The following is a 21,662-nucleotide window of genomic DNA, read 5'->3' on the forward strand; positions in this document are numbered from 1 at the left end:
CATGCCTATCTCACCACACCCGATGTGAACCCCGCCTTCCGCCGCGGCGGCTTAATGTCCTTTTTCAGAAAGCAGCGCGCTTCGCGGCCGGTATAGCCGGGACGGGCATAGGTGAAGGCACGGCACTTGTTATCGGCGGTGCAGGCGGCCTTGCAAACGTCCTCGCCTTCGCCTTCTTTGAGGCCGAAGTTGCGCAGATCGCCGCCGGGGCGATCGATCGAACTCTCGACGCCCTCGACGCGCGGCTCGATCACGCCGGCGCCGCGCACGCCGGAGATACAGCAACTCCCCGGCACCCGCGGCGGCACGGTATTCTTGAGCCAGCACACTGCGGCCGCGCCGTCGATGTCGGGATAGCTGAAGCTCCACGACCGACAGCGGCGATCGCGCTCGCAGAGCAGCGCACAATCCTCGGGATCACCTGACGTGACCGGCGTATTGAAATAGTCGCCGCCGGGCCGGTCGAACGCCGTCTGGGCGCGCGCAGGCCCGCTCGCAAAGGCGAGTGACAGCAGCACGACGCATGCCAAGACCTTTGCCAAGACCTTGGCCATGACGGCCTCAGGCAGGCGGCCCTTCCCCATCGGAACAGCTTTCGAGTTATTGACGGCGCTCAGGTTTTTCGGCCGGTCATTTGATCGCCGCAAACCTGTATGGGCGATGAACGGCCTAAATCCTGATCGTTGGTCTATCGGACTAGAACGCGTATTCCGCGTAGGCCGGTTCCACCGATTCCTTCCAGGCGCCGTTGAACTTCTCGAGCATCTCCTCGGCTGGGGTCCGGCCGGAATCGATGATGCGATCGAGCGGCTCCAGATGCCGCGTTTCGTCGCGGCCGATCGCGTCGATGCGGCCGCGGCGACGCAGGCCCGCATGCGCCAGAACGAGGCACTCCTTGGCGATCTCGAACAGATAGCGGTCCTTGATCCGGGCCTTGAAGCCGAAGCGCGGCACGTCGTCGCGCAGGGCCTGCCGCTCCGGCGCGGTCCAGTGCTTCACGAGGTCCCAGGCGGCATCGAGTGATACGTCATCATAGAGCAGCCCGGCCCAGAACGCCGACAGCGCAGGCAGACGGCCCCACGGGCCACCATCGGAGCCGCGCATCTCGAGGTACCGCTTCAGCCGCACCTCCGGGAAGATCGTCGAGAGATGGTTGGCCCAGTCCGACAGCGTCGGGCGCTCGCCTGGCAAATTGTTGTTGCGGCCGTCGAAGAAGGCACGGAACGAGGAGCCCGACACGTCGAGGTAATCGTCATCGCGCTTGACGAAATACATGGGCACGTCGAGCGCATAGTCGACATAGCGCTCGAAACCCATGCCGTCCTCGAATGCCCAGGGCATCATGCCGGCGCGCGCATTGTCGGTGTCGCGCCATATCTCGGAGCGGAAAGAGAGGAAGCCGTTGGGCTTGCCTTCGGTGAAGGGCGAGTTGGCGAACAGCGCGGTCGCGACCGGCTGGAGCGCCAGCGAGACGCGCAGCTTCTTGACCATGTCGGCTTCGGAGGAGAAGTCGAGGTTGGTCTGCACCGTGCAGGTCCGGTACATCATGTCGAGGCCGTACCGGCCGACCTTCGGCATGTAATTGGTCATGATCTTGTAGCGGCCCTTGGGCATCACCGGGATGTCGGCGCGCGACCAGGACGGCGTCATACCGAGCCCGAGAAAGCCGATACCGAGCGGGGTCGCGATCTCCTGCACCTGTGCCAAATGCGCCATCAGCTCGCTTTGGGTCTGATGCACGTTCTCGACCGGCGCGCCGGAGAGCTCGAACTGTCCGCCGGGTTCGAGCGAGATCGCGCCGCCGCCGGTGACATCGTAGAGACCGATGATGTTGCCCTTCTCCATGATCGGCTCCCAGCCGAGCAGGAGCTTCATGCCTTCGAGCAGCGCGCCGATGCCGCGCGCGCCTTCGTAGGGCACCGGGCGGTGGCCTTCGAGCGTGAACGGCGTCTTCTCGTGCTCGGTGCCCATGCGGAATTCGGACGGGTCCTTGCAGCCGGCCTCGAACCACGCAACGAGCTCGTCGCGGGATTGCAGCGGCGTCATATCGATCTGGTCTCGCGCCATATCAAACTCTAATCAGAAGCGCTTCGATCGAATGCGCGCGGGTGACGGGAATGGTCCGCGAACCCACCGGGCGCGCGGACGTGCTGGTTGCCGTGCGGTCATCGCGACGGCGAGGTTTCGTTGACGTTGACGGCGGGCGGCAGCTTCATCTCACCGCACGAGCAGCCCAGCCGGTCGAGCAGACCGCTGAGCTTGACGGCATCGGCATCGGATAGTTTCGAGCCGACATGTTTCTCGATCGCAGCCGAGTAGGCGCCCCACATCCGCTTCTGCAATTCACGGCCGGCCTCCGTGATCTCGACGAACTGGCCGCGCTTGTCGATCTTGCATTCGCGCCGGGAGGCGAGCCCCTCGTCGACCAAGCGGTCGATCAGCCGTGAGGTGGAGTATTGCGGGATCAGCATCTGCCGCTCAAGTTCCACCGGGCGCAGCTCTCCGCTCGGCGCGCGCGACAATTCGAGCAGCGCGTCGTACCATGCCAATGGCGGGAACCCGGCCTTCTTCAAGTCTTGCTCGACGCAGTCGAGCACACGGCTCTGCACCCGCATCAGGCGGATCCAGGCAGAAGTTGCCTCGGTCGATGGCTTGCGTTTCATGGTCCCACTCAAACTCGTCGCCCGCTTCTTACTCCACTCGATGCACCTGCATCAATCTTGACTATTGCATGCAGGTGCATGTAGGTGTTTTTTCACCCCAGCCAACCGTCAAGAGGAGGAAAATTCCATGAAACTGTATTACTCGCCCGGCGCCTGCTCGCTGTCCCCCCATATCGCGCTCCTGGAGGCCGACCTGCCCTATGAGCTGATCAAGGTCGATCTCCGGGCCAAAAAGCTCGAAAACGGTGAAGACTATCTGAAGGTGAATCCGAAGGGTCAGGTCCCCGCGCTGGGCCTCGACAGCGGCGAGATCGTGACCGAAGGCCCGGTCATTGTCCAGATGATCGCCGACAAGGCCCCGGCCAAGGCGCTGGCGCCCGCACGCGACAGTTCCGAGCGCTACAAGCTGCTCGAATGGCTGAACTTCCTCACCTCCGAGGTGCATAAGAGCTTCGGCCCGCTGTTCGCGCCTGCGCTGAACGACGAGGCCAAGGCGTTCTTCAAGGACCGCGTCATGGGCAAGCTGAAGCACATCGACAGCGAGCTCGCCGGCCGCGACTACCTCATGGGCAAGCAATTCTCGGTCGCCGACGGCTATCTCTTCACGATGCTGACCTGGGGCGACCGGATGAAGTTCGACCTCTCGGCAATGCCAAACCTCACCGCCTACAAAGCCCGCGTCGCGGCGCGGCCGAAGGTGCAGGAGGCCCTGAAGAAGGAAGGGCTTGCGCAGGCCGCCTGACGCGGAACCCCAGAGAACAGCGAAAGGGCCGGATCAGGTGATCCGGCCCTTCTTGTTGTCACGAATGCGTGAGGCGTTTTGAGCGGGGACTAGGCAGCCACTTTCTTCGGCGCGAAGCGGCCGTAAAAGGTTTCGCCCTTGGCCGCCATTTCTTCCAGCAGCTTCGGCGGCGTGAAGCGCGAGCCGTATTTCGCCTCGAGCTTGTGGCAGAGTTCGACGAATCTCTTCGTGCCCATGAAGTCGATGTAGGACAGCGTGCCGCCGGTGAAGGGCGCGAAGCCGAAGCCGAGGATCGAGCCGACATCCGCCTCACGCGGATCGGTGATGACGTGATCCTCGACCGTGCGCGCGGCTTCCACCGCCTGCACCACCAGGAAGCGCTGCTTCAACTCCTCGACGTCGAGCGTGTCAGGATCGAGCTGCTTCGGCTGCAGCGCGGAGAGGCCCGGCCACAGGCTCTTCTGACCCTTGCCCTTCTCGGGATAGTCGTAGAAGCCCTTGCTGTTCTTGCGGCCAAGGCGGCCCTGCTTCTCGACCATCTCCACCATCAGCTTCTTCTGATCTGGGTTGATGGCGTTGGGGCCGAGGTCGGCTTCCGTCGCCTTCATGATCTTGAGGCCGAGGTCGAGCGCGACTTCGTCCGAGAGCGAGAGCGGGCCGACCGGCATGCCGGCCATCTTGGCGCAGTTCTCGATCATCGCCGGCGGCACGCCTTCGAGGAACATCTCGTTGCCTTCGGCGACGTAGCGGCCGACGCAGCGATTGGCGAAGAAGCCGCGGCTGTCGTTGACAACGATCGGCGTCTTGCCGATCTGCCGGACGTAATCGAGTGCGGTGGCCACCGCCAGATCGCCGGTGTTCTTGCCCTGGATGATCTCGACCAGCATCATCTTCTCAACCGGCGAGAAGAAGTGGATGCCGACGAATCTTCCCTGGTCCTTGAAGGATTCCGCGAGCGAGGTGATCGGAAGCGTCGAGGTGTTCGACGCGAAGATCACATCCGGCTTCATATGCTCCTGCGCCTTGGCAAAGGTCTCCGCCTTGACCTTGCGATCCTCGAACACGGCCTCGATGACGAGGTCGACGTCCTTCAGCGCCGCATAGTCCGCGGTCGGCGTGATGCGCGCGAGCAGCGCTTCGGCGTCGACCGGCTTGGCGCGGCCCTTCTTGATCTGGTCCTCGATCACCTTCTGCGCGTGCGCCTTGCCCTTGTCGGCGCTCTCCTGGTCGCGGTCGATCAGGACGACGTCGAGGCCGGCGCGGGCCGAGACGTAGCCGACGCTCGCACCCATGAAGCCGGCGCCGATCACGGCGATCTTCTTCACTTTGGTCGCGGGCACGTCCTTCGGACGGCGCGCGCCCTTGTTCAGCTCCTGCATCGACAGGAAAAGGCTGCGGATCATCGCCGCCGCTTCCTTCGAGCGTAGCACCGAGGTAAAATAGCGCGACTCGACGCGCAGCGCGGCGTCGATCGGCAATTGGAGGCCTTCATAGACGCAACTCATGATCGCGCGCGCGGCCGGGTAATTGTCGTAGGTCTCGCGGCGATAAATGGCGTTGCCGGCCGGGAACATCATCATGCCGGCCTTGGAGAACACCGGACCGCCCGGGAGCTTGAAGCCCTTCTCGTCCCAGGGCGCGACCGCCTTGCCGCCGCCCTTGATCCAGTCCTTCGCAGCCTTGATCAGGTCAGCAGCCGGAACGATGGCGTGAATCAAATTCAGCGCCTTGGCCTTCTCGACCGTAACCGGGTCGCCCTTGAGCAGGATGGTCATCGCATCCTGCGGCGGCACCAGGCGCGGCACGCGCTGCGTGCCACCGGCGCCGGGGAACAGGCCGACCTTGACCTCGGGCAGGCCGAGCCGCGTCTTGGGATTTTCCGCCGCCACGCGATAGTGGCAGCACAGCGTGATCTCGAATCCACCGCCGAGCGCGAGGCCGTTGATCGCGGCCACCCACGGCTTGCCTGATGTTTCGATTCCACGCAGCACCTGCGAGAAGCGGCGGCTCTGTTCGAACAGCATCTGGTTCGCGGCGGTCTCGCCCTGCTCCCCAAGGACCTTTGCGTAGGCCTGGTTCATGCCTTCGAGCATGGAGAGGTCGGCGCCGGCGCAGAACGCGTCCTTGGCGGAGGTGATGACGACGCCCTTCACCGCGGCGTCGGCCGTGGTTCCCTTGACGATCGCGTCGAGCTCGCTGGTCGAGGTCTCGTCGAGCACGTTCATCGAACGGCCCGGGATGTCCCACGTGACGAGCGCGATGCCGTCGGAATCGGTTTCAACCCTGAAGTTCTTGTAAGCCATGTTGGTTGCTCCTCGGTGCCGCGGCCGATTCCAGGCGCGGCGGTTAATCTGGATCTCGTAGGGTGGGCAAAGCGAAGCGTGCCCACCATTCCCTGCAGAGCGCGTGATGGTGGGCACGGCGCAAGGGCGCCTTTGCCCACCCTACGGCAGTTCGTTACACGCGCTCGATGATGGTCGCGGTGCCCATGCCGCCGCCGATGCACAGCGTCACCAGGGCGGTGGACTTGTTGGTGCGCTCGAGCTCGTCGAGCACGGTGCCCAAAATCATCGCGCCGGTCGCACCAAGCGGATGGCCGAGCGCGATGGCGCCGCCATTGACGTTGATCTTGGCGTTGTCGATGTCGAAGGCCTGGATGTAGCGCAGCACGACGGAGGCAAAGGCTTCGTTGAGCTCGAACAGGTCGATGTCCGACTTCTTCATGCCGGAGCGCTCGAACAGCTTCTTCGTCACGTCGACCGGACCGGTCAGCATCATCGCCGGCTCGGAGCCGATATTCGCAAACGCGCGGATCCTGGCGCGCGGCTTCAGACCGTACTTGCTGGCCGCTTCTTTGCTGCCGAGCAGCACGGCGCCGGCGCCGTCGACGATGCCTGACGAGTTGCCGGCGTGGTGCACGTAGTTGACGCGCTCGATCTCGGGATGCGACTGCACGGCGACACCGTCAAAGCCGCCCATCTGCGCCATCATCGTGAACGACGGCTGCAGCTGCGCCAGCGACTGCATCGTCGTCGAGGGACGCATGTGCTCGTCCTTGGCAAGGATCGTGAGGCCGTTGATGTCCTTCACCGGCACGATCGACTTATTGAAGCGGCCTTCCTCCCAGGACTTCGCCGCACGCTGCTGGCTCTGCACGGCGTAGGCATCGACGTCGTCTCGCGAGAAGCCGTACTTGGTGGCGATCAGATCTGCCGAAACGCCCTGCGGCATGAAATAAGACGGCACCGCCATCGACGGGTCCATCGGCCAGGCACCGCCGGAGGCGCCGATCCCGACGCGGCTCATGGATTCGGCACCGCCGCCGATCACGAGCTCATGCTGTCCGCTCATCACTTGCGCGGCGGCAAAGTTCACGGCGTCGAGGCCGGAAGCACAGAAGCGGCTGATCTGCACGCCGGGGACGGCTTCGCCGAGACCTGCCTTGAGCGCAGCGAAGCGCGCGATGTCGGAGCCGGCCTCGCCAACGGGATCGACCACGCCGAGAATGACGTCATCGACGGAATCTTCGGGCAGGTTGTTGCGGTCCTTCAGCGCCTTCAGCGGCACGGTGGCGAGCGCCAGCGCGGTGACTTCGTGCAGCGCGCCGTCCGCCTTGCCGCGGCCGCGGGGGGTGCGAACGTGGTCGTAGATGAATGCCTCAGGCATGACGCCCTCCTGATCTGTAGTTCGAATTTTGACAGCGCGGATGCAGCTTCAGAATGCTTCCGCCGGCAGTTCCATGATGGTGGCGCAGCCGGACTGGATGCGCGCGAGATTGGCCGCAGTCTCCGGCAGCATCCGCTCCATGAAGAAGCGGCCGGTCACGAGCTTGGTCGAGAGATAGGGCGTCGCTTCGCTGGCGGCAATCTTGGCCTGCGTCACCTTGGCCATTTTGGCCCACATGTAACCGAGCGCGACGAAGCCGAAGAGATGCAGGTAATCCGTCGCGGCGGCGCCGGCATTGTCCGGCTTCGCCATCGCGTTCTGCATCAGCCAGGTGGTGGCCTGCTGGAGATGGCCGAGCGAGGCCGAGAGCGGGGTGATGAAGGGCTTGAGCGCCTCGTCGCCGCCGTTCTCCTTGGCGAAGGCCATGACCTCGCCGAAGAACGCCATGATGGCGCGGCCGCCGTCGCGCGGCAGCTTGCGGCCGACCAGGTCGAGCGCCTGGATGCCATTGGCGCCTTCATAGATCATGGCGATGCGCGCATCGCGCACGAACTGCTCCATGCCCTGCTCCGCGATGTAGCCGTGGCCGCCATACATCTGCTGCGCCTGCACCGCGTTGGCGAAGCCGTACTCGGTGAGGAAGCCCTTCAGCACGGGCGTCATCAGGCCCATGTGATCGTCGGCGGCCTGGCGGTCCTTCGGGTCCTCGGAGCGATGAGCGACGTCGCTCTTCAGCGCGGTCCACATCACGAAGGCGCGCGCGGCCTCGTTGAAGGCGCGGATCGACAGCAGCGTGCGGCGCACATCGGGATGCACGATGATCGGGTCGGCCGGCTTGTCCGGTGACTTCGCGCCGGTCAGCGAGCGACCCTGGATGCGTTCGCGCGCGTAGGCGACCGCGTTCTGATAGGCGACCTCGGACTGCGCGAGGCCCTGAACCGCGACGCCGAGGCGGGCCTCGTTCATCATCACGAACATGCCCTGCATGCCCTTGTTCTCTTCGCCAATCAGCCAGCCGGTCGCGCTGTCGTAGTTCATCACGCAGGTCGAATTGCCGTGGATGCCCATCTTGTGCTCGATCGAGCCGCAGACCACGCCGTTGCGGGCACCCACCGAACCGTCGGCATTCACCAGGAATTTCGGCACCACGAACAGCGAGACGCCCTTGATGCCGGCGGGCGCGCCCTCGATGCGGGCGAGCACGAGGTGGATGATGTTCGGAGCAAGGTCATGCTCGCCGGCCGAGATGAAGATCTTGGTGCCCGTGATCCTGAAGCTGCCGTCTGGCTGGCGCACCGCCTTGGTGCGGAGCATGCCGAGATCGGTGCCGCATTGCGGCTCGGTGAGGTTCATGGTGCCGGTCCATTCGCCGGCGACCATCTTCGGCACGTAGGTCTGCTTCTGCTCGGGCGAACCATGAACGATCAGAGCTGCGGTCGCGCCCATGGTGAGGCCGCCATACATCGAGAATGCCATGTTGGCGGAGATCTGGAATTCGTTGACCGCCTGCGAGAGCGTCACCGGCAGGCCCTGGCCGCCGAACTCGGTCGGCGCCGACAGACCAAGCCAGCCGCCCTCGGCGACCTGCCTGAAGGCGTCCTTGAAACCCTTCGGCGTGGTGACGCTGCCGTCGTCGGCGCGCTTGCAGCCTTCGAGATCACCGACGCGATTGAGCGGCTGGAGCACCTCTTCGGCGAGCTTGGCGGCTTCGCCCAGGATCGCCTCGCGCACATCGCTCGATGCATCGGAGAAGCCGGCGAGATTGTCGTAGCGGTCGATCTGGAAGACGTCGTTGAGCAGGAAGTTCACGTCTTCGACGGGGGCTTTGTAGATCGGCATTGCGGTCTCCCGGCATGGGCTCTGAAATATTGGAATCTACGATTGGGCGGCGAGCTGCTCCGCCATCAGGCGATGCAGCATGTTGATGGCTTTGAGCGGACGCACCATCACCTTGAAGTTGGTGATGCGTCCCTCGGCATCGAACGTGATGATGTCGACGCCGTTGATCTCGATGCCGTCGATCATGGTCTTGAATTCGAGCACGGCCCCGTTGGCGCTCGTCCATTCGCCGACATAGCTGAAGCCGGGACCGCCGAGCACCTTCTCGGCGCTGGCGAGATATTTGGAGGTGATGTCGCGGCCGCGCTGCGGCGAGTGCACGACCGGGCTTTCGAAGACGGCATCGGGATGGAGCAGGTCCCACAGCGCCTTGCCGGCTTCAGCGCGGTCTTGGGACTTCATGAAGGCGTACCAGGAATCGAGGCCGGTCATTGTCAGGGTGCCTCCCGTAAATCAAAGGCCTTGGCAAAAACGCGAAAACAACCCCATGCACAGTAGCGAGAAGGTTGATTCCGCTGGGTTTTCGGGTCGGGCTTGAACCCCCGCCCGGCCGCTTCATATGCACATTGACGCATATGCGTCGATACGCATAAAGTCAAGTCAATTGGTCAAGGTCGAGAACAGGAGGCCTGTCATGGCGCTGGGCGACGCAATTCTCGCATGCCTGACGGAACGTCCGATGACGGGCTACGAGCTCGCCAAGACATTCGACTCCTCGGTCGGCTTCTTCTGGAAGGCTGACCACCAGCAAATCTACCGCGAACTCTCCAAATTGCGCGACCGCGGCTACATCCAGGGCCGTGAGGTCGTCCAGTCGGGCAAACCCAATAAGCTCATCTATACGCTCACTCCGGAAGGCCGAACAGCGTTGCGGCACTGGGCCGCGCGACCGAGCACACCGCCCTCGATCAAGGACGATTTGCTGGTCCGGCTGCACGCCCTCGACAGCATCGACATCGAGCCGATCCGCACCGATCTGATGGACCGCCTGGAGCATCACCGCGACCGGCACGAGAACTACGAGAGGATACTAAAAAAGCGATTCCCGGAAGGCACTGCGTCTGATGTGCTCGACCTCGGCAATCTGCTGCTGCTTCGCCTCGGCGCGCGGCACGAGCAGATGGTGGCCGATTTCTGCGAGGAAGCGCTCGAGGCGCTGTCGGCGATGAGCGGCAAGGACAAGGGGACCGGCACGGTGGTGCCGCTGGACGACGGCAAGCGCGAGAAGGGCTGAGGCTGGCCTGACCGACGGGACAGGAGGCTGCGACCACACCCACCGGCGTCATGCCCCGCGAAGGCGGGGCATCCAGTACTCCGAGGCGGCGCGGCTGGAATCGAGCCGCCGCGGCGTACTGGATCGCCCGCTTTCGCGGGCGATGACAGCAGTTGCTGGGCAACCGGACGAGCGCCACAACGCCCCCCGTTCCCGCCGCCCAACTTTAAGACACCCGCGACGCGTTCCTTAACCCGTTATTTACCGTAACGGACAAAAGTCGGTTTTCGAGGCAGACGACCCGCGCCAAATCCGATTGTCTTGCAACCGGCACGCGTGGGGAGACTGGAGGCGCCGGGTGGGGCGCCGGAGTCGGAACCGGACAGAGTCATGAATTCGCGCGTATCGTGGAGTGTTGACGGTATCGATCCATCCGTCAGGGAGCGGGCCGAAGCTGCTGCGCATCGCGCCGGCATGTCCCTCAATGATTGGCTGAACTCCACGCTCGGCGAGACTGCCCCGCCGAACTTTCGCGGCCCTTACGATCAACACCAGGACCAGCGTCCCGATCCGCGTTCGGCACCGATGCCGAGCCAGGGACCAAGTCAGGAAAGCCGCGAAGTCGCCGACATCCATCAACGGCTCGACGCGATCACCCAGCAGATCGAACGGATTTCAAAGCCCGCCGCGCCCCGCCAGGATGCTTCACGACAGGACGCATCACGACAAGACACGTCGCGCGAGCAGGGCGTTGCCCGCCAGCTCAACGACGCGATCTCGCGGCTCGATGCCCGCCTATCGCAGATCTCGCGGCCTCAGCAGGTTCAGTCCCAACCGCAGCAGCCTCAAGCGCCGCGGCCGGCACCGGTCGAGACGCGCCAGCGCCAGGCCGATGCGGTCGAGCGCGCGGCCGCGCAGGTCTATCGCAGCTCACCTCCCCTAAGCCCCACGTCGTTCGACGTCGCGGTCGCCGAGATCACCGCACGACAGAGCGAGCTTGACGGATTCGCACCGCGGCAGATGCCGCCGCGCGCCGCGCCGTCGATCGCGCCCTCGGCAGCTCCATATACGCCACCGATGGCGCCGCCCGCGCCTGCCTACGCGCCGCCGCCGCAGCAGCAGCCGGGGCCGGATTTTTCGTCGCTCGAACGCCATCTGCTCAAGATCACCAGCCAGATCGAGTCGCTGCAGCGTCCTGACAATACCGAGCAGGCGATCAACGGCTTCCGCTCCGAGCTCACCGAGATCCGCAACGCCATCACCGAGGCGATGCCGCGCCGCGCGATCGAGTCGATCGAAAACGAAATCCGTTCGCTGCATCGTCGCATCGACGAGACCCGCTCCAATGGCACCGACGGCCAGGTGCTCTCAGGCATCGAGCGCGCGCTCGCCGACATCAAGCAGGTGCTGCGCACGCTGACACCGGCGGAGCAGCTCACCGGCTATGACGAGGCGATCCGCAATCTCGGCGCCAAGCTCGATCTGATCCTGCGCGCCAATGACGACCCCTCGACGGTACGCCAGCTTGAGGGCGCGATCTCGGCATTGCGCGGTATCGTCTCGAACGTCGCCTCCAACGAAGCGCTGGCACGGCTTTCCGAGGACGTGCAGCTGTTGTCGTCCAAGGTCGACCAGGTCAACCGTTCGTCCGGCCAAAGCGACAGCTTTGCGGTGCTGGAGCAGCGCATCGCCGCGCTCACCGCCGCGTTGGAAACGCGCGAGCGGCCGCAACCGGCCGAGAGCACCGAACAACTGGAAGGCGCGATCCGCGCGCTGTCCGACCGTTTCGACCGCATGCAGGTCGGCAACGATTCGGCTTCGACCTTCACGCATCTCGAGCAGCGCGTCTCCCATCTGCTGGAGCGGATCGAAGCCGCCTCCGATTCCGATCAGCGCGGCGGAAACTTCGGCCGTGTCGAGGACGGACTGCACGACATCCTGCGGCATCTGGAGCGGCAGCAGGCGACCTATTCCGCGCTCGCAGAGAGCCGCAATTCGGCGCCACCGTCCGATTCCGGCGTAGCCGACCTCGTCAAGCGCGAGCTGTCCGATATCCGCTTCAGCCAGGCCGAGACCAACCGCAGCACGCAGGATTCGCTGGAAGCGGTCCACAACACGCTCGGCCATGTCGTCGATCGCCTTTCCATGATCGAGGGCGATCTGCGCGCGGTTCGCACTGCTCCGCCGGCCCCCGCGCCGCAGCCGATGCAGCAGGCGATGCCCGGGCCCATGTCGATGGCCGCCCCGGTCGAGCCGGCGCCGATGGCGCGCGAGCAACGGCCGCAGCCGCAGCAGCCGAACTACGATCCGAAGCCCGAGCTGCCGAATCCGGCAGCCGCACAGCAATCGGCGCACTCCGCTTTCGTGGCCGCGCCGCGTGAATTCCATGCTGCCGCGCCCGCAGCGCCGCCGCCGATGCCGATGGCCGCGCCGGTTCCGCCGCGCGCGATCAGCGAGATCCTCGAGCCGCACACCGCGCCCGCCCGCGCCGCGATGGCGCCCGAATTGCCGCCGGATCATCCGCTCGAGCCCGGCACGCGTCCGAACGGCCGCCCTGCCACGCCGTCCGAGCGCATTGCCGCGTCCGAAAGCGCGATCAGCGAGATCCCCGCCGCACCGAAGGAACCGGTGTCGTCGTCGAGCTTCATCGCCGCTGCGCGCCGCGCCGCGCAAGCTGCCGCCGCGCAACCGCCGGAGAAGCCCGCCCGCGGCGTCAAGGCCGCAATCGCGGCCCGCGCCAAGGGCCAAGGACAGGCACCGGCACAAGCACAGCAAGGCGCCTCGACCATCACCTCGAAGATCCGCTCGTTGCTGGTCGGCGCGAGTGTGGTCGTGATCGTGCTCGGCACCTTCAAGATGGCGATGAATCTGCTCGAAGGCGGCAGCCCGCCGCCGGCACCGCAGGCGATGGAGACTACGAGCCAGCCCGCACCGCAGGCGTCGCCGCCGGTCGAGAACAAGCCCGCCGCGCCCGAACAGGTCACGCCGTCGATGACCTCGCCGACGCCGATCGGGAAGCAGTCCCTGAACAATGCCGCGCCGGCGCCCGCAACGAACTCCGGCAGCGCGGCCTCGGTCGAAATTCCACCCGCGCCCGCCGCAGCAGCGCCGACCCCGGCCTCCAGCGACGTCACCGGCGCCCTGTCGGGCACGAGCCGCGCACGGATCGGCACGGTCCAGATCCCGCCAAGCGAGAAGCTGCCTGACGGTATCGCCGGCCCTAGCTTGCGCACCGCCGTGATGAAGGGCGATGCGACAGCGGCCTACGAGATCGGCGTGCGCTTTGCCGAGGGCAAAGGCGTGGCTGCGAATTACGACGAAGCCGCCAAATGGTACGACCGCGCGGCGCAGGCCGGCGTGGTGCCCGCAACCTTCCGCCTCGGCACGCTCTACGAAAAGGGTCTTGGCGTGAAGAAGGACGCCGACATCGCCCGCCGCTACTACACGCAGGCCGCCGAGCGCGGCAACGCCAAGGCGATGCACAATCTCGCGGTGCTCGACGCCGATGGCGGCGGACACGGCGCCAACTACAAGAGCGCGGCGCAGTGGTTCCGCAAAGCCGCCGATCGTGGCGTCGCCGACAGCCAGTTCAACCTCGGCATCCTCTATGCCCGCGGCATCGGCGTGGAACAGAACCTCGCCGAATCCTACAAATGGTTCACCCTGGCGGCCGGACAGGGCGACGCGGACGCAGCGACCAAGCGCGACGACGTCGCAAAACGCCTCGACCCGCAGTCGCTTGCCGCCGCCAAGCTCGCGATCCAGACCTTCAGCGCCGAACCGCAGCCCGACGATGCCGTCAACGTGACGTCGCCCGCCGGCGGCTGGGACAGCGCACCGCAGGCGGCCGCAAAACCTGCGCCGAAGCCAGTCGCGACGAAGAAGTCAGCTTCGGCCGCGCGTTGATCGCGGCCGTTGCGCCAATCTACGAACTCCTGAACCACTTCAGCCGCATTCTCCGCGGCAGCTCGCAATGACGGCTGTGGCGACTACGGCGCCTCAACCACCGTCGGCACGCCCGGCTCCAGCAGTCGCAACCTTGTGCCGAAACCCAGCACATCAAAGGTCTTGCGCAAATCCTCGCCGTTCTGGCGGAAATGCGCCCAGCCTTCGGTGTGCACGGGAACGATCATCGCATTGGGGAAGGCACGCGCGGTCTCGATGGTGTCGTTGGTGTCCATGGTGAGATGGAACGGGCCGCGCGTTTGCGCAGCACCCGCGAACGGCAGTACCACGCCGCATTTGAAGCGGCGCGCCACCTCGGCGACGCCGTCGAACCAGGTGGTGTCGCCGCTGATATAGACCGGGCTGGTGTCCTTCCGGCTCGACTGCACCACGAAGCCGATCACGTCACCCGACAGCGGCTCGATGCCGGCCGGGCCATGACGTGCCGGAGTCGCGGTGATCGTCAGCGTGTTGCCGTCATCATCTTTCAGATGCGCGGTCGCCCAGGGCGCGAGGCCCTCGACATGGCCGCCAAGACGCTTGGCGCCGGCCTCGGTGGTCAATGCACGCTTTGCTTTGAGGAGATATTCGCGACCGGAATTGTCGAGATTGTCCGAATGCTGGTCGTGGCTGAGCAGCACGGCATCGATCGGGCCGATCGCATCGGCCTTCACCGCGGGACCGATGGTCTTTTCCAGCTTCACGTGCGGCAACTTATAAGCGCCGGGCGCATCGAAGGTCGGATCGGTGAGCAAGCGAAAGCCGTCGATCTCGATCAGCGCAGTGGGGCCGCCGATCAGGGTGATGGAAATGGGCATAAGGAACTCCTCCTACGCGACGGGCTTTGCCGGGCGCGTCACCAGGTAAATGCCGAGCGCCACCGGAATGATCCCGAGCAGGTCGCGCATCTCGACATGCTCGCCGAGCACGAGATACGCGAACAGCATGCCGAGCGGCGGCATCAGGAAATGATAGGCACTGGCAGCCGTCGCGCCACACACTTTCAGGAGATGAAACCAGAGCCAATAGGCGAGGATCGAGCCACCGAGCACGAGAAACGCGAAGGCGCCGATCAGGCTCGGAGTGAAATCGATCGCATGAACATCGGCAAAGGTGAGCGCGACCGGCGTCAGCACGATGCCGGCGGCGAGATTCTGCACGCCATTGCCGATCCACAGGGAACCTCTGGGCGCGAGCAGCTTGAACAGGATGGTGCCGGCGACGATGGACGCGAGCGAGGCCAGCGTGAACATGATGCCGTGCAGGCTATCGGTGCCGACTGACAGGCGATGCCAGACGATCAGCATCACGCCGATGATTCCCAGCAGGAGGCCACTCGCCTTGCGCCAGGTCATGCCTTCGCCAAGGAATAACGCCGCGAGCGCGGCCGTGAACACCGGATTGGCCGAGACGATCAGGCCGCCGAGGCCGGCGGAGACCGATTGCAGACCAGTGTAGCCGAGCCCGAGATAGAGCGCGTTGTTGGCAATGCCGAGCACGGCGAAGATCAAGGCATCGCGCCACGACAACGACCAGTCGCCACGGACCAGCGTGGCGCCGAGGATCAGAATGCCGGCAAGAGAGAACCGCGCCGCGAGCAGGATCAGCGGCGGGCAATGGGTGACGCCGATCTTGCCGGCGACGAAGGCGTAGCTCCAGAGCAGGCAAAACAGGCCGATGGCAAAAGGCAGCGCGTTGAAGCGGCTGTTGGGGACGGACATCGACGGGGCAAGGGACATGGCATTCTCCTGAGCCTCGATGTATGGAGACGGCTTGCTATTTGGAAATTAAATGATTAACTCGCAATCAGTTGATTTTCGAATGGAGGCGGATGTGCTCGATCTTGAGCTCCTGCGCAGCTTCGTTTCAGTGGTCGAGGCCGGCGGCTTCACCCGCGCCAGCGAGCGCGTTCACCGCACGCAGTCGACCGTCAGCCAGCAGATCAAGCGGCTGGAGGAGGACGTCGGGCAGGTGCTGTTGCACCGCGACGGCAAGGACGTCCGCCCGACCGAAGCCGGAGAGCGGCTGCTGTCCTATGCGCGGCGGCTGCTCACTCTGGCCGAGGAGGCGCGCGATGTGCTGCGCGAGCCCGACGGCGAAGGCGCGATCCGGCTCGGCATTCCCGAGGACTTTGCGGCGTATCGGCTGGCAAAATTGCTGGGCGCGTTCTCGCGCTCGCATCCGAATCTGCGGCTCGATGTACGCGCCGACCAGAGCAAGAACCTCAGTCGCGATCTCGAACGCGGCGAGCTCGACCTTGCGCTGTTCAAGCGCGAGGCCGGCGCGAAGGGCGCGATTGCGGTGTGGCCGGAGCGCGTGCACTGGGTCACCAGCAAGAGCCATCCGGTCGACGTCAACGCCTCATCGGTGCCGCTGATCGGATTTCCGCTCGGCTGCCTCTACCGCGCCGGCGCCATCCACGCGCTGGAAAGCGCCGGCCGCGCCTGGCACATGTCTTACTCGTCATCGAGCCTCGCCGGCATCCAGGCCGCCGTTGCCGCCGGCATGGGCCTGAGCATTCTGTCGGAGATGTCGATCCAGGCCGACCATCGCGTGCTGACCGCCAAGGACGGCTTTGCGCCGATCAACCGCACCGAGGTGGCGCTGATGGCCACGCCGAACGCAAGCTCCGCGACACTGCGGCTGGCGGATCGGCTCGCGGAGTTTTGCGAGGACGTACAGGCCAAGGCGGCGTGAGCTTGTGATCGCCCGCGGTTGCCACACGAAAGGTCTCGTAGGGTGGGCAAAGGCGCGAAGCGCCGTGCCCACGATCTTTGCCCGAATGATGCAGGTGGTGGGCACGCTACGCTTTGCCCACCCTACGAGAGCGCGGCTTAGTAACACCTTGACGCGGCGATCGCGTGCACGCGGCGGTCGCCGAGCAGATGCGCGACAAAGCCGTTCTTCGGAAAGATCTTTGTGAACGCGGCGTCGCGGATGCTCAGCCCGCCGGCATAGGCGCCGAAAGCGGGCATCACGGCGCGCATCCCGTCACTGGCGAAACAACGCCGCTCCATTGAACGGCCGCGCGCGGAGACGCGGGCCTTGGGATGGAGATGGCCGGCGATCTCGCCATGCGCCCCGGTGGGCTCGTGGCGGAAGGTGATCGGGCCGATCGCGATTTCGTCGGCGATGGTGCCGCCGAGATCGCGCGGCAGCATCGGATCGTGATTGCCGGAGATCCAGATCCAGTCGCGACCGCTCTGGAGCGCAGCGACAGCATCGCGGTCGTCCGCCGACAGGCGCTCATGCGCCGAGCGATCGTGAAAACTGTCGCCGAGCGCGATGACAGATTTGGGGTTATGGCGGGAGATGACAGCAGCGAGCCGGCTCAACGTCGCCAGCGTGTCGTAAGGCGGCAGCAGCACGCCGCGCATGGCGAAACTGGAACCCTTTTCGAGATGCAGATCGGAAACGACGAGCAGGCGCTGTTCTTCCCAGAACAGCGCGCCGGAGAGATCGGCGGCGAAGGTCACGTCGCTAATGGTGACTGTGGAAACGCGCATGTCCTCGACATCCCCTGAAACCTGCGCGCCAGCCGTCACGTCAAAACCCGCTCTTATCCCATCGCCTCTTTGACGAGCTCGTCGGCGGCCTCCCCCAATAGCTCGTCGCCAGCTTCGCCATAAACTGACTCGCGGCCGATTTCCAGCATCACGGGGACCGCGAGCGGGGAGACGTGGTCGAGTTCCCGGTGCGTGATGCGGCCCTGGATGCGGGTGAGCATGTCGCTCAGGCGGCGCAAATCGAGCAGGCCGGTGGCCGCATCGGCGCGCGCGGCGCGCAGCAGGACGTGATCAGCCTGGTGCTTGCGCAGGACGTCGTAGACGAGATCGGTCGAGAACAGGACCTGGCGGCGGCTCTTCTCTTCACCGGTATGCCGGCGCGTGATCAGGCCGGAGATGATCGCGCAGTTCCGGAACGTGCGTTTCATCAGAGCGGATTCGGCGAGCCAGGCCTCGAGGTCATCGCCGAGCATATCAGGGTCGAACAGCGCATTGAGATCGAGCTTGCCATTCCGAATCATGAAGGACATGTCGCCGAGTGCCCAGATGGCGACCGCATATTCGTTGGCGACGAAACCGAGCGGCCGGGCGCGGGCGCGCTCCAGCCGGCGTGTCAGCAGCATGCCAAGGGTCTGGTGCGCGAGACGTCCTTCAAAGGGGTAGCAGACGATGTAATGCTTGTTGGCGCGCGGAAAGCTTTCCACCAGCAGCTCGCGCACCGCGGGCACGCGCGACACGTCCTTTTGCAGCGACAGCCAGTCGCGCACCTGCTCCGGCAAACCATTCCACGCGCGGCTGTCATCGAGCAGGCGGCGAACGCGTTCGGCGAGATAGGTCGAGAGCGGAAACTTGCCGCCCATATAGGACGGCACCTTCGGGTCCTTGTCATGCGCACGCGAGACATAGACCTGGTCCTCGACCAGGGTTTCGTAGCGGACGACTTCGCCGCTGAACACGAAGGTGTCGCCCGGGCTCAGGCCCTCGATGAAGGCTTCCTCGATCTCGCCGAGCAATCGGCCGCCGCGCGCGATCACGCCTGTGGAGCCGCCTGTTTTTCCTTGACCGCCGCCGCGCGAGCGCACCAGCCGCACCTTCAGCATGTCGTCCTCGACGATGGTGCCGACATTCATCCGATAGCTCTGCCGCACCTTTGGATTGGCGACGCGCCAGCGTCCCTCCTTGTCCTGCTTGATGCGCGCGAAGCGCTCATAGGTCTTCAGCGCGTAGCCTCCGGAGGCGACGAAATCGACGACGTCGTCGAAATCCTGCCGCGTGAGATCGGCGTACGGCGCGGCGGTACGCACCTCGTGGTAGAGCTCTTCGGAGAAAAACGGCTCGCCACAGGCGCAACCGAGCACGTGCTGGGCCAGCACGTCGAGGCCGCCAGTGCGGAGCGGCGGCGTGTCCTGCGCATTCTCCGCGATGGCATCGATCGCGACGCGGCACTCCAGCACCTCGAAGCGATTGGCCGGCACCAGCACCGCGCGCGAGGCCTCGTCGAGGCGGTGGTTGGCACGGCCGATGCGCTGCATCAGCCGCGAGGCGCCCTTGGGCGCGCCGATATTGACGACGAGGTCGACGTCGCCCCAGTCGACGCCGAGGTCGAGCGAGGACGTACACACCACGCCGCGCAATCTACCCGCCGACATCGCGTCCTCGACCTTGCGCCGTTGTGCGACGTCGAGCGACCCGTGATGCAGCGCGATCGCGAGGTTATCGTCGTTCATGCTCCAGAGATTCTGGAACAGCATCTCGGCCTGGCTGCGGGTGTTGACGAAGACCAGCGTCGTCTTGTTCGCCTTGATCAGCTCGTAGATTTCAGGAAGCGCGTGACGCGCGCTGTGGCCGGCCCAGGGCAGCCGCTCGCTTGTATCCAGCATCTCGACCAGCGGCGGCGCCGCGCCGCCGGCAATAACGATGTCGGCGGCAGCTTCCTGACCGCCGGGTTGCGGCACGAGAAAGCGCGCCAGTGATTCCGGCTGGGCCACGGTCGCCGACAAGCCGATCGCGCGCATCTGCGGTGCCAACCGCCACAGCCGCGCCAACCCGAGCGACAGCAGGTCGCCGCGCTTGGAGGTTACCAATGCGTGCAGCTCGTCGAGCACAATTCGTTTTAAGGAGGAGAACAGGAACGGCGCGTCGTCGGACGAGAGCAGCAGCGCGAGCTGCTCCGGCGTCGTCAACAGAATGTCCGGCGGATAGCGCCGCTGGCGCTGGCGCCGCGACACCGGCGTGTCGCCGGTGCGGGTCTCGATCTTGATCGGCAGCCCCATCTCGGCGACGGGCCGCTCCAGATTGCGCGCGATATCGACGGCGAGCGCCTTCAATGGCGAGATGTAGAGCGTGTGCAGGCCGCCGCTGCGTTGCACGGCGCGACCGGTGGAGACGACAGATTTCGCCGGAGCCGTTTTCCCGGAAGCCGTGGATGCAGAACTCAGCTCCACCAGCGTCGGCAGAAACCCCGCCAGCGTCTTGCCGGCGCCGGTCGGCGCGATCAACAGGGCCGACCGATCCTCGCGCGCCTTCTCCAGCAGCGCGAGCTGATGCTCGCGCGGCGACCAGCCGCGGGCCGCGAACCACCTTTGGAAGCGGTCGGGCAGCAGCAGCTCTGGCCTCTCGGCCGATAGTTTGAGGATGCGGGGCGGCACGGCATCACAGGTAAGCCGTGCCGGCGGGTTCGTCGAGGGGGTGAGAAGGTCTCGCAGGGTGGGCACGGCGCAAGAGCGCCTTTGCCCACCCTGCGGCACTACTCGACCACCGGCTTGTCCGAGACCTCCCAGTCCTTGCCGTTGAAGACCTGGATGAACAGCGTCTTCATCGGCGTGTAGTCGTCAGGTGTGTAGCTGTAAGTGACGCCGTCGAGGAAGAAGGGCGAGTGGAAGCCGTTGAGGGTCGAGGCCTGCTTCAGCACATTGGCCCGGGTCAGATCATCGCCGCAGCGGCGCAGGATCTCGCCCATGGTGACGGCCTGGCCGTAGCCGGCATAGGCGATCGTGTTATCGGGAGCGACGTTCGGCAGATATTTCTTACGCAGCTCCTCGAACGCCATGGGGCCCGGGTCCTTTTCCCAACGGCCCGGCCCGGCATCCTTCGCATAGCTGATCGCGACGATGTCCTTGGCATTCTCGAAGCCGGCGGCGCTGAGAATGGATTTGCCGGTCGAGCCCGCCGAGAGCAGCTGCAGCGGTTTCCAGCCGAGCTCGGCGACTTTGCGGATCGACTGCGACGTCGCCTTGCCGGTGGAGATGTTGTAGAAAACATCTGCGCCCGACTTGGAGAGATTGATGAGCTGGGAATCGACCGTCGGATCGGTGAGATCGTAAGTCTGCTCCATGATGACCTGCGCGGTGCCGCCGGCATCCGCCAGAACCTTCTTGAACGGACCCAGGAAGTCACGGCCAAAATCGTCGTTCTGGTAGAGGATGCCGACCTTGGCATTCGGCTTCGTGGCGACGACGTGCCGCGCCAGGATGCGCGCCTCGGTCGGATACAGCGGCAGGCCCGCCATCGTCCATTTGAACTCTTTCGGGTTATTCCACTTCGACGCGCCGGTGTTGAGCAGAAGTTGGGGCACGCCTTTGGAATTCAGGTATTTGTGCACGGCGGTCTGTGGCGCCGTGCCGAGCGAACCATAAAGCGCGAGCACTTCCTCCTGCTCGACCAGCCGCCGCGTCGCCTCGACGCATTTCGGCGCGCTGTAGGCGTCGTCGAGCGTGAGGAAGGTGACCTTGCGTCCGTTGATGCCGCCACCTTCGTTGAGCATCTGGAAATAGGCCTCGCCGACGCGCCCGAGCACGCCGTAGAGCGAGCCGGGGCCGGAATGCGGCACGGTCTGCCCGATCTTGATCTCGGTGTCGCTGGCGCCGGCATCGTATTTCTTCTCCGCCGCCCGGACATAGGGCGCTGGCAGAACGGATGCGGCAATGGTGGCGAGCGCGGCGGCGCTGACATCGCGCCGCGATGGATTCTTTGTCATTGTTGTTCCTCTCCCTGGTGCGCGCATTGTGCTGGCTTCGTCGCACGGCTCGCAAGTAGGAAGTTCGTCGCTTTGCGACGCAATGACGCCCAAATTGCAGAGTGTTAGCGCC

Annotated in this window: 16 protein-coding genes; 4 read left to right on the forward strand and 12 right to left on the reverse strand. The window is 65.1% G+C overall.

Annotated elements, in window-relative coordinates; genetic code table 11:
* Nucleotides 1-5 precede the first annotated feature (5 nt).
* The 3 genes from ABIA96_RS05985 to ABIA96_RS05995 all read right to left on the reverse strand — a co-directional run bounded on the left by ABIA96_RS05985 (nucleotide 6) and on the right by ABIA96_RS05995 (nucleotide 2,663).
* Entirely contained in the window at nucleotides 6-584 is a 579-nt protein-coding gene (locus ABIA96_RS05985) for a PAN domain-containing protein (protein ID WP_354136094.1), read from the reverse strand.
* Between the two features lie 112 nt (nucleotides 585-696).
* Nucleotides 697-2,067, reverse strand: a complete 1,371-nt coding sequence (locus tag ABIA96_RS05990; RefSeq protein ID WP_354136095.1) for a glutamate--cysteine ligase — start codon at nucleotides 2,065-2,067, stop codon at nucleotides 697-699.
* Nucleotides 2,068-2,165: 98 nt separating this feature from the next.
* Nucleotides 2,166-2,663 (reverse strand): MarR family winged helix-turn-helix transcriptional regulator, encoded by a 498-nt coding sequence (locus ABIA96_RS05995; protein ID WP_354136096.1) that lies wholly within the window; start codon nucleotides 2,661-2,663, stop codon nucleotides 2,166-2,168.
* A gap of 127 nt (nucleotides 2,664-2,790) precedes the next feature.
* Between ABIA96_RS05995 and gstA the strand changes: the two genes are divergently transcribed.
* Entirely contained in the window at nucleotides 2,791-3,405 is a 615-nt protein-coding gene (gene gstA, locus ABIA96_RS06000; protein WP_354136097.1) for a glutathione transferase GstA, read from the forward strand.
* Nucleotides 3,406-3,494: 89 nt separating this feature from the next.
* Here the strand turns inward: gstA and ABIA96_RS06005 are convergent, their stop codons facing one another.
* From ABIA96_RS06005 to ABIA96_RS06020, 4 genes are all read right to left on the reverse strand, one after another.
* Nucleotides 3,495-5,708 (reverse strand): FAD-dependent oxidoreductase, encoded by a 2,214-nt coding sequence (locus tag ABIA96_RS06005; RefSeq protein WP_354136098.1) that lies wholly within the window; start codon nucleotides 5,706-5,708, stop codon nucleotides 3,495-3,497.
* A 154-nt stretch (nucleotides 5,709-5,862) separates the two neighbouring features.
* Nucleotides 5,863-7,071, reverse strand: a complete 1,209-nt coding sequence (locus ABIA96_RS06010; RefSeq protein ID WP_354136099.1) for an acetyl-CoA C-acetyltransferase — start codon at nucleotides 7,069-7,071, stop codon at nucleotides 5,863-5,865.
* 48 nt (nucleotides 7,072-7,119) lie between these two features.
* A complete protein-coding gene (locus ABIA96_RS06015) occupies nucleotides 7,120-8,910 on the reverse strand; it encodes an acyl-CoA dehydrogenase C-terminal domain-containing protein (protein ID WP_354136100.1) in 1,791 nt (596 codons plus the stop codon).
* A gap of 36 nt (nucleotides 8,911-8,946) precedes the next feature.
* Nucleotides 8,947-9,342 carry a nuclear transport factor 2-like protein gene (locus ABIA96_RS06020; protein WP_354136101.1) on the reverse strand — a complete coding sequence of 132 codons (396 nt, stop codon included), beginning with the start codon at nucleotides 9,340-9,342 and terminating at the stop codon, nucleotides 8,947-8,949.
* 202 nt (nucleotides 9,343-9,544) lie between these two features.
* Between ABIA96_RS06020 and ABIA96_RS06025 the strand changes: the two genes are divergently transcribed.
* Both ABIA96_RS06025 and ABIA96_RS06030 read left to right on the forward strand, forming a co-directional pair.
* Nucleotides 9,545-10,144: a PadR family transcriptional regulator gene (locus ABIA96_RS06025; RefSeq protein ID WP_354136102.1), complete on the forward strand. Its 600-nt coding sequence runs from the start codon at nucleotides 9,545-9,547 to the stop codon at nucleotides 10,142-10,144.
* Between the two features lie 369 nt (nucleotides 10,145-10,513).
* Nucleotides 10,514-14,029 carry a tetratricopeptide repeat protein gene (locus ABIA96_RS06030; protein ID WP_354136103.1) on the forward strand — a complete coding sequence of 1,172 codons (3,516 nt, stop codon included), beginning with the start codon at nucleotides 10,514-10,516 and terminating at the stop codon, nucleotides 14,027-14,029.
* An 83-nt stretch (nucleotides 14,030-14,112) separates the two neighbouring features.
* Here ABIA96_RS06030 and ABIA96_RS06035 read toward each other — a convergent pair whose 3' ends face one another.
* The gene (locus tag ABIA96_RS06035; protein ID WP_354136104.1) at nucleotides 14,113-14,886 is read right to left on the reverse strand and encodes an MBL fold metallo-hydrolase; all 774 of its coding nucleotides are present in this window, start codon (nucleotides 14,884-14,886) and stop codon (nucleotides 14,113-14,115) included.
* A gap of 12 nt (nucleotides 14,887-14,898) precedes the next feature.
* Nucleotides 14,899-15,807 (reverse strand): DMT family transporter, encoded by a 909-nt coding sequence (locus tag ABIA96_RS06040; protein ID WP_354136105.1) that lies wholly within the window; start codon nucleotides 15,805-15,807, stop codon nucleotides 14,899-14,901.
* 94 nt (nucleotides 15,808-15,901) lie between these two features.
* Here ABIA96_RS06040 and ABIA96_RS06045 point away from each other — a divergent pair, with 94 nt between their 5' ends.
* On the forward strand, nucleotides 15,902-16,765 hold the full coding sequence (locus ABIA96_RS06045; protein WP_354136106.1) for a LysR family transcriptional regulator: 864 nt from the start codon (nucleotides 15,902-15,904) through the stop codon (nucleotides 16,763-16,765).
* 137 nt (nucleotides 16,766-16,902) lie between these two features.
* Here ABIA96_RS06045 and pdeM read toward each other — a convergent pair whose 3' ends face one another.
* From pdeM to ABIA96_RS06060, 3 genes are all read right to left on the reverse strand, one after another.
* Nucleotides 16,903-17,574, reverse strand: coding sequence for a ligase-associated DNA damage response endonuclease PdeM (gene pdeM, locus ABIA96_RS06050; protein ID WP_354136107.1), 672 nt, complete (start codon nucleotides 17,572-17,574; stop codon nucleotides 16,903-16,905).
* Nucleotides 17,575-17,627: 53 nt separating this feature from the next.
* On the reverse strand, nucleotides 17,628-20,222 hold the full coding sequence (locus ABIA96_RS06055; RefSeq protein ID WP_354136425.1) for a ligase-associated DNA damage response DEXH box helicase: 2,595 nt from the start codon (nucleotides 20,220-20,222) through the stop codon (nucleotides 17,628-17,630).
* A gap of 98 nt (nucleotides 20,223-20,320) precedes the next feature.
* Nucleotides 20,321-21,550, reverse strand: coding sequence for an ABC transporter substrate-binding protein (locus tag ABIA96_RS06060; RefSeq protein WP_354136108.1), 1,230 nt, complete (start codon nucleotides 21,548-21,550; stop codon nucleotides 20,321-20,323).
* Nucleotides 21,551-21,662: the final 112 nt, after the last annotated feature.

Source organism: Bradyrhizobium sp. LB11.1, from assembly GCF_040549385.1.
GTDB lineage: Bacteria > Pseudomonadota > Alphaproteobacteria > Rhizobiales > Xanthobacteraceae > Bradyrhizobium.

Bases quoted from the DNA above. Each gene is read 5' to 3' on its own strand.
- ABIA96_RS06040 (WP_354136105.1), bottom strand. From the start codon at position 15,807: ATGTCCCTTGCCCCGTCGATGTCCGTCCCCAACAGCCGCTTCAACGCG.
- ABIA96_RS06025 (WP_354136102.1), top strand. From the start codon at position 9,545: ATGGCGCTGGGCGACGCAATTCTCGCATGCCTGACGGAACGTCCGATG.
- ABIA96_RS05985 (WP_354136094.1), bottom strand. From the start codon at position 584: ATGGGGAAGGGCCGCCTGCCTGAGGCCGTCATGGCCAAGGTCTTGGCA.
- ABIA96_RS05995 (WP_354136096.1), bottom strand. From the start codon at position 2,663: ATGAAACGCAAGCCATCGACCGAGGCAACTTCTGCCTGGATCCGCCTG.
- ABIA96_RS06030 (WP_354136103.1), top strand. From the start codon at position 10,514: ATGAATTCGCGCGTATCGTGGAGTGTTGACGGTATCGATCCATCCGTC.
- ABIA96_RS05990 (WP_354136095.1), bottom strand. From the start codon at position 2,067: ATGGCGCGAGACCAGATCGATATGACGCCGCTGCAATCCCGCGACGAG.
- ABIA96_RS06035 (WP_354136104.1), bottom strand. From the start codon at position 14,886: ATGCCCATTTCCATCACCCTGATCGGCGGCCCCACTGCGCTGATCGAG.
- ABIA96_RS06060 (WP_354136108.1), bottom strand. From the start codon at position 21,550: ATGACAAAGAATCCATCGCGGCGCGATGTCAGCGCCGCCGCGCTCGCC.
- ABIA96_RS06015 (WP_354136100.1), bottom strand. From the start codon at position 8,910: ATGCCGATCTACAAAGCCCCCGTCGAAGACGTGAACTTCCTGCTCAAC.
- ABIA96_RS06010 (WP_354136099.1), bottom strand. From the start codon at position 7,071: ATGCCTGAGGCATTCATCTACGACCACGTTCGCACCCCCCGCGGCCGC.
- ABIA96_RS06020 (WP_354136101.1), bottom strand. From the start codon at position 9,342: ATGACCGGCCTCGATTCCTGGTACGCCTTCATGAAGTCCCAAGACCGC.
- gstA (WP_354136097.1), top strand. From the start codon at position 2,791: ATGAAACTGTATTACTCGCCCGGCGCCTGCTCGCTGTCCCCCCATATC.
- pdeM (WP_354136107.1), bottom strand. From the start codon at position 17,574: ATGCGCGTTTCCACAGTCACCATTAGCGACGTGACCTTCGCCGCCGAT.
- ABIA96_RS06005 (WP_354136098.1), bottom strand. From the start codon at position 5,708: ATGGCTTACAAGAACTTCAGGGTTGAAACCGATTCCGACGGCATCGCG.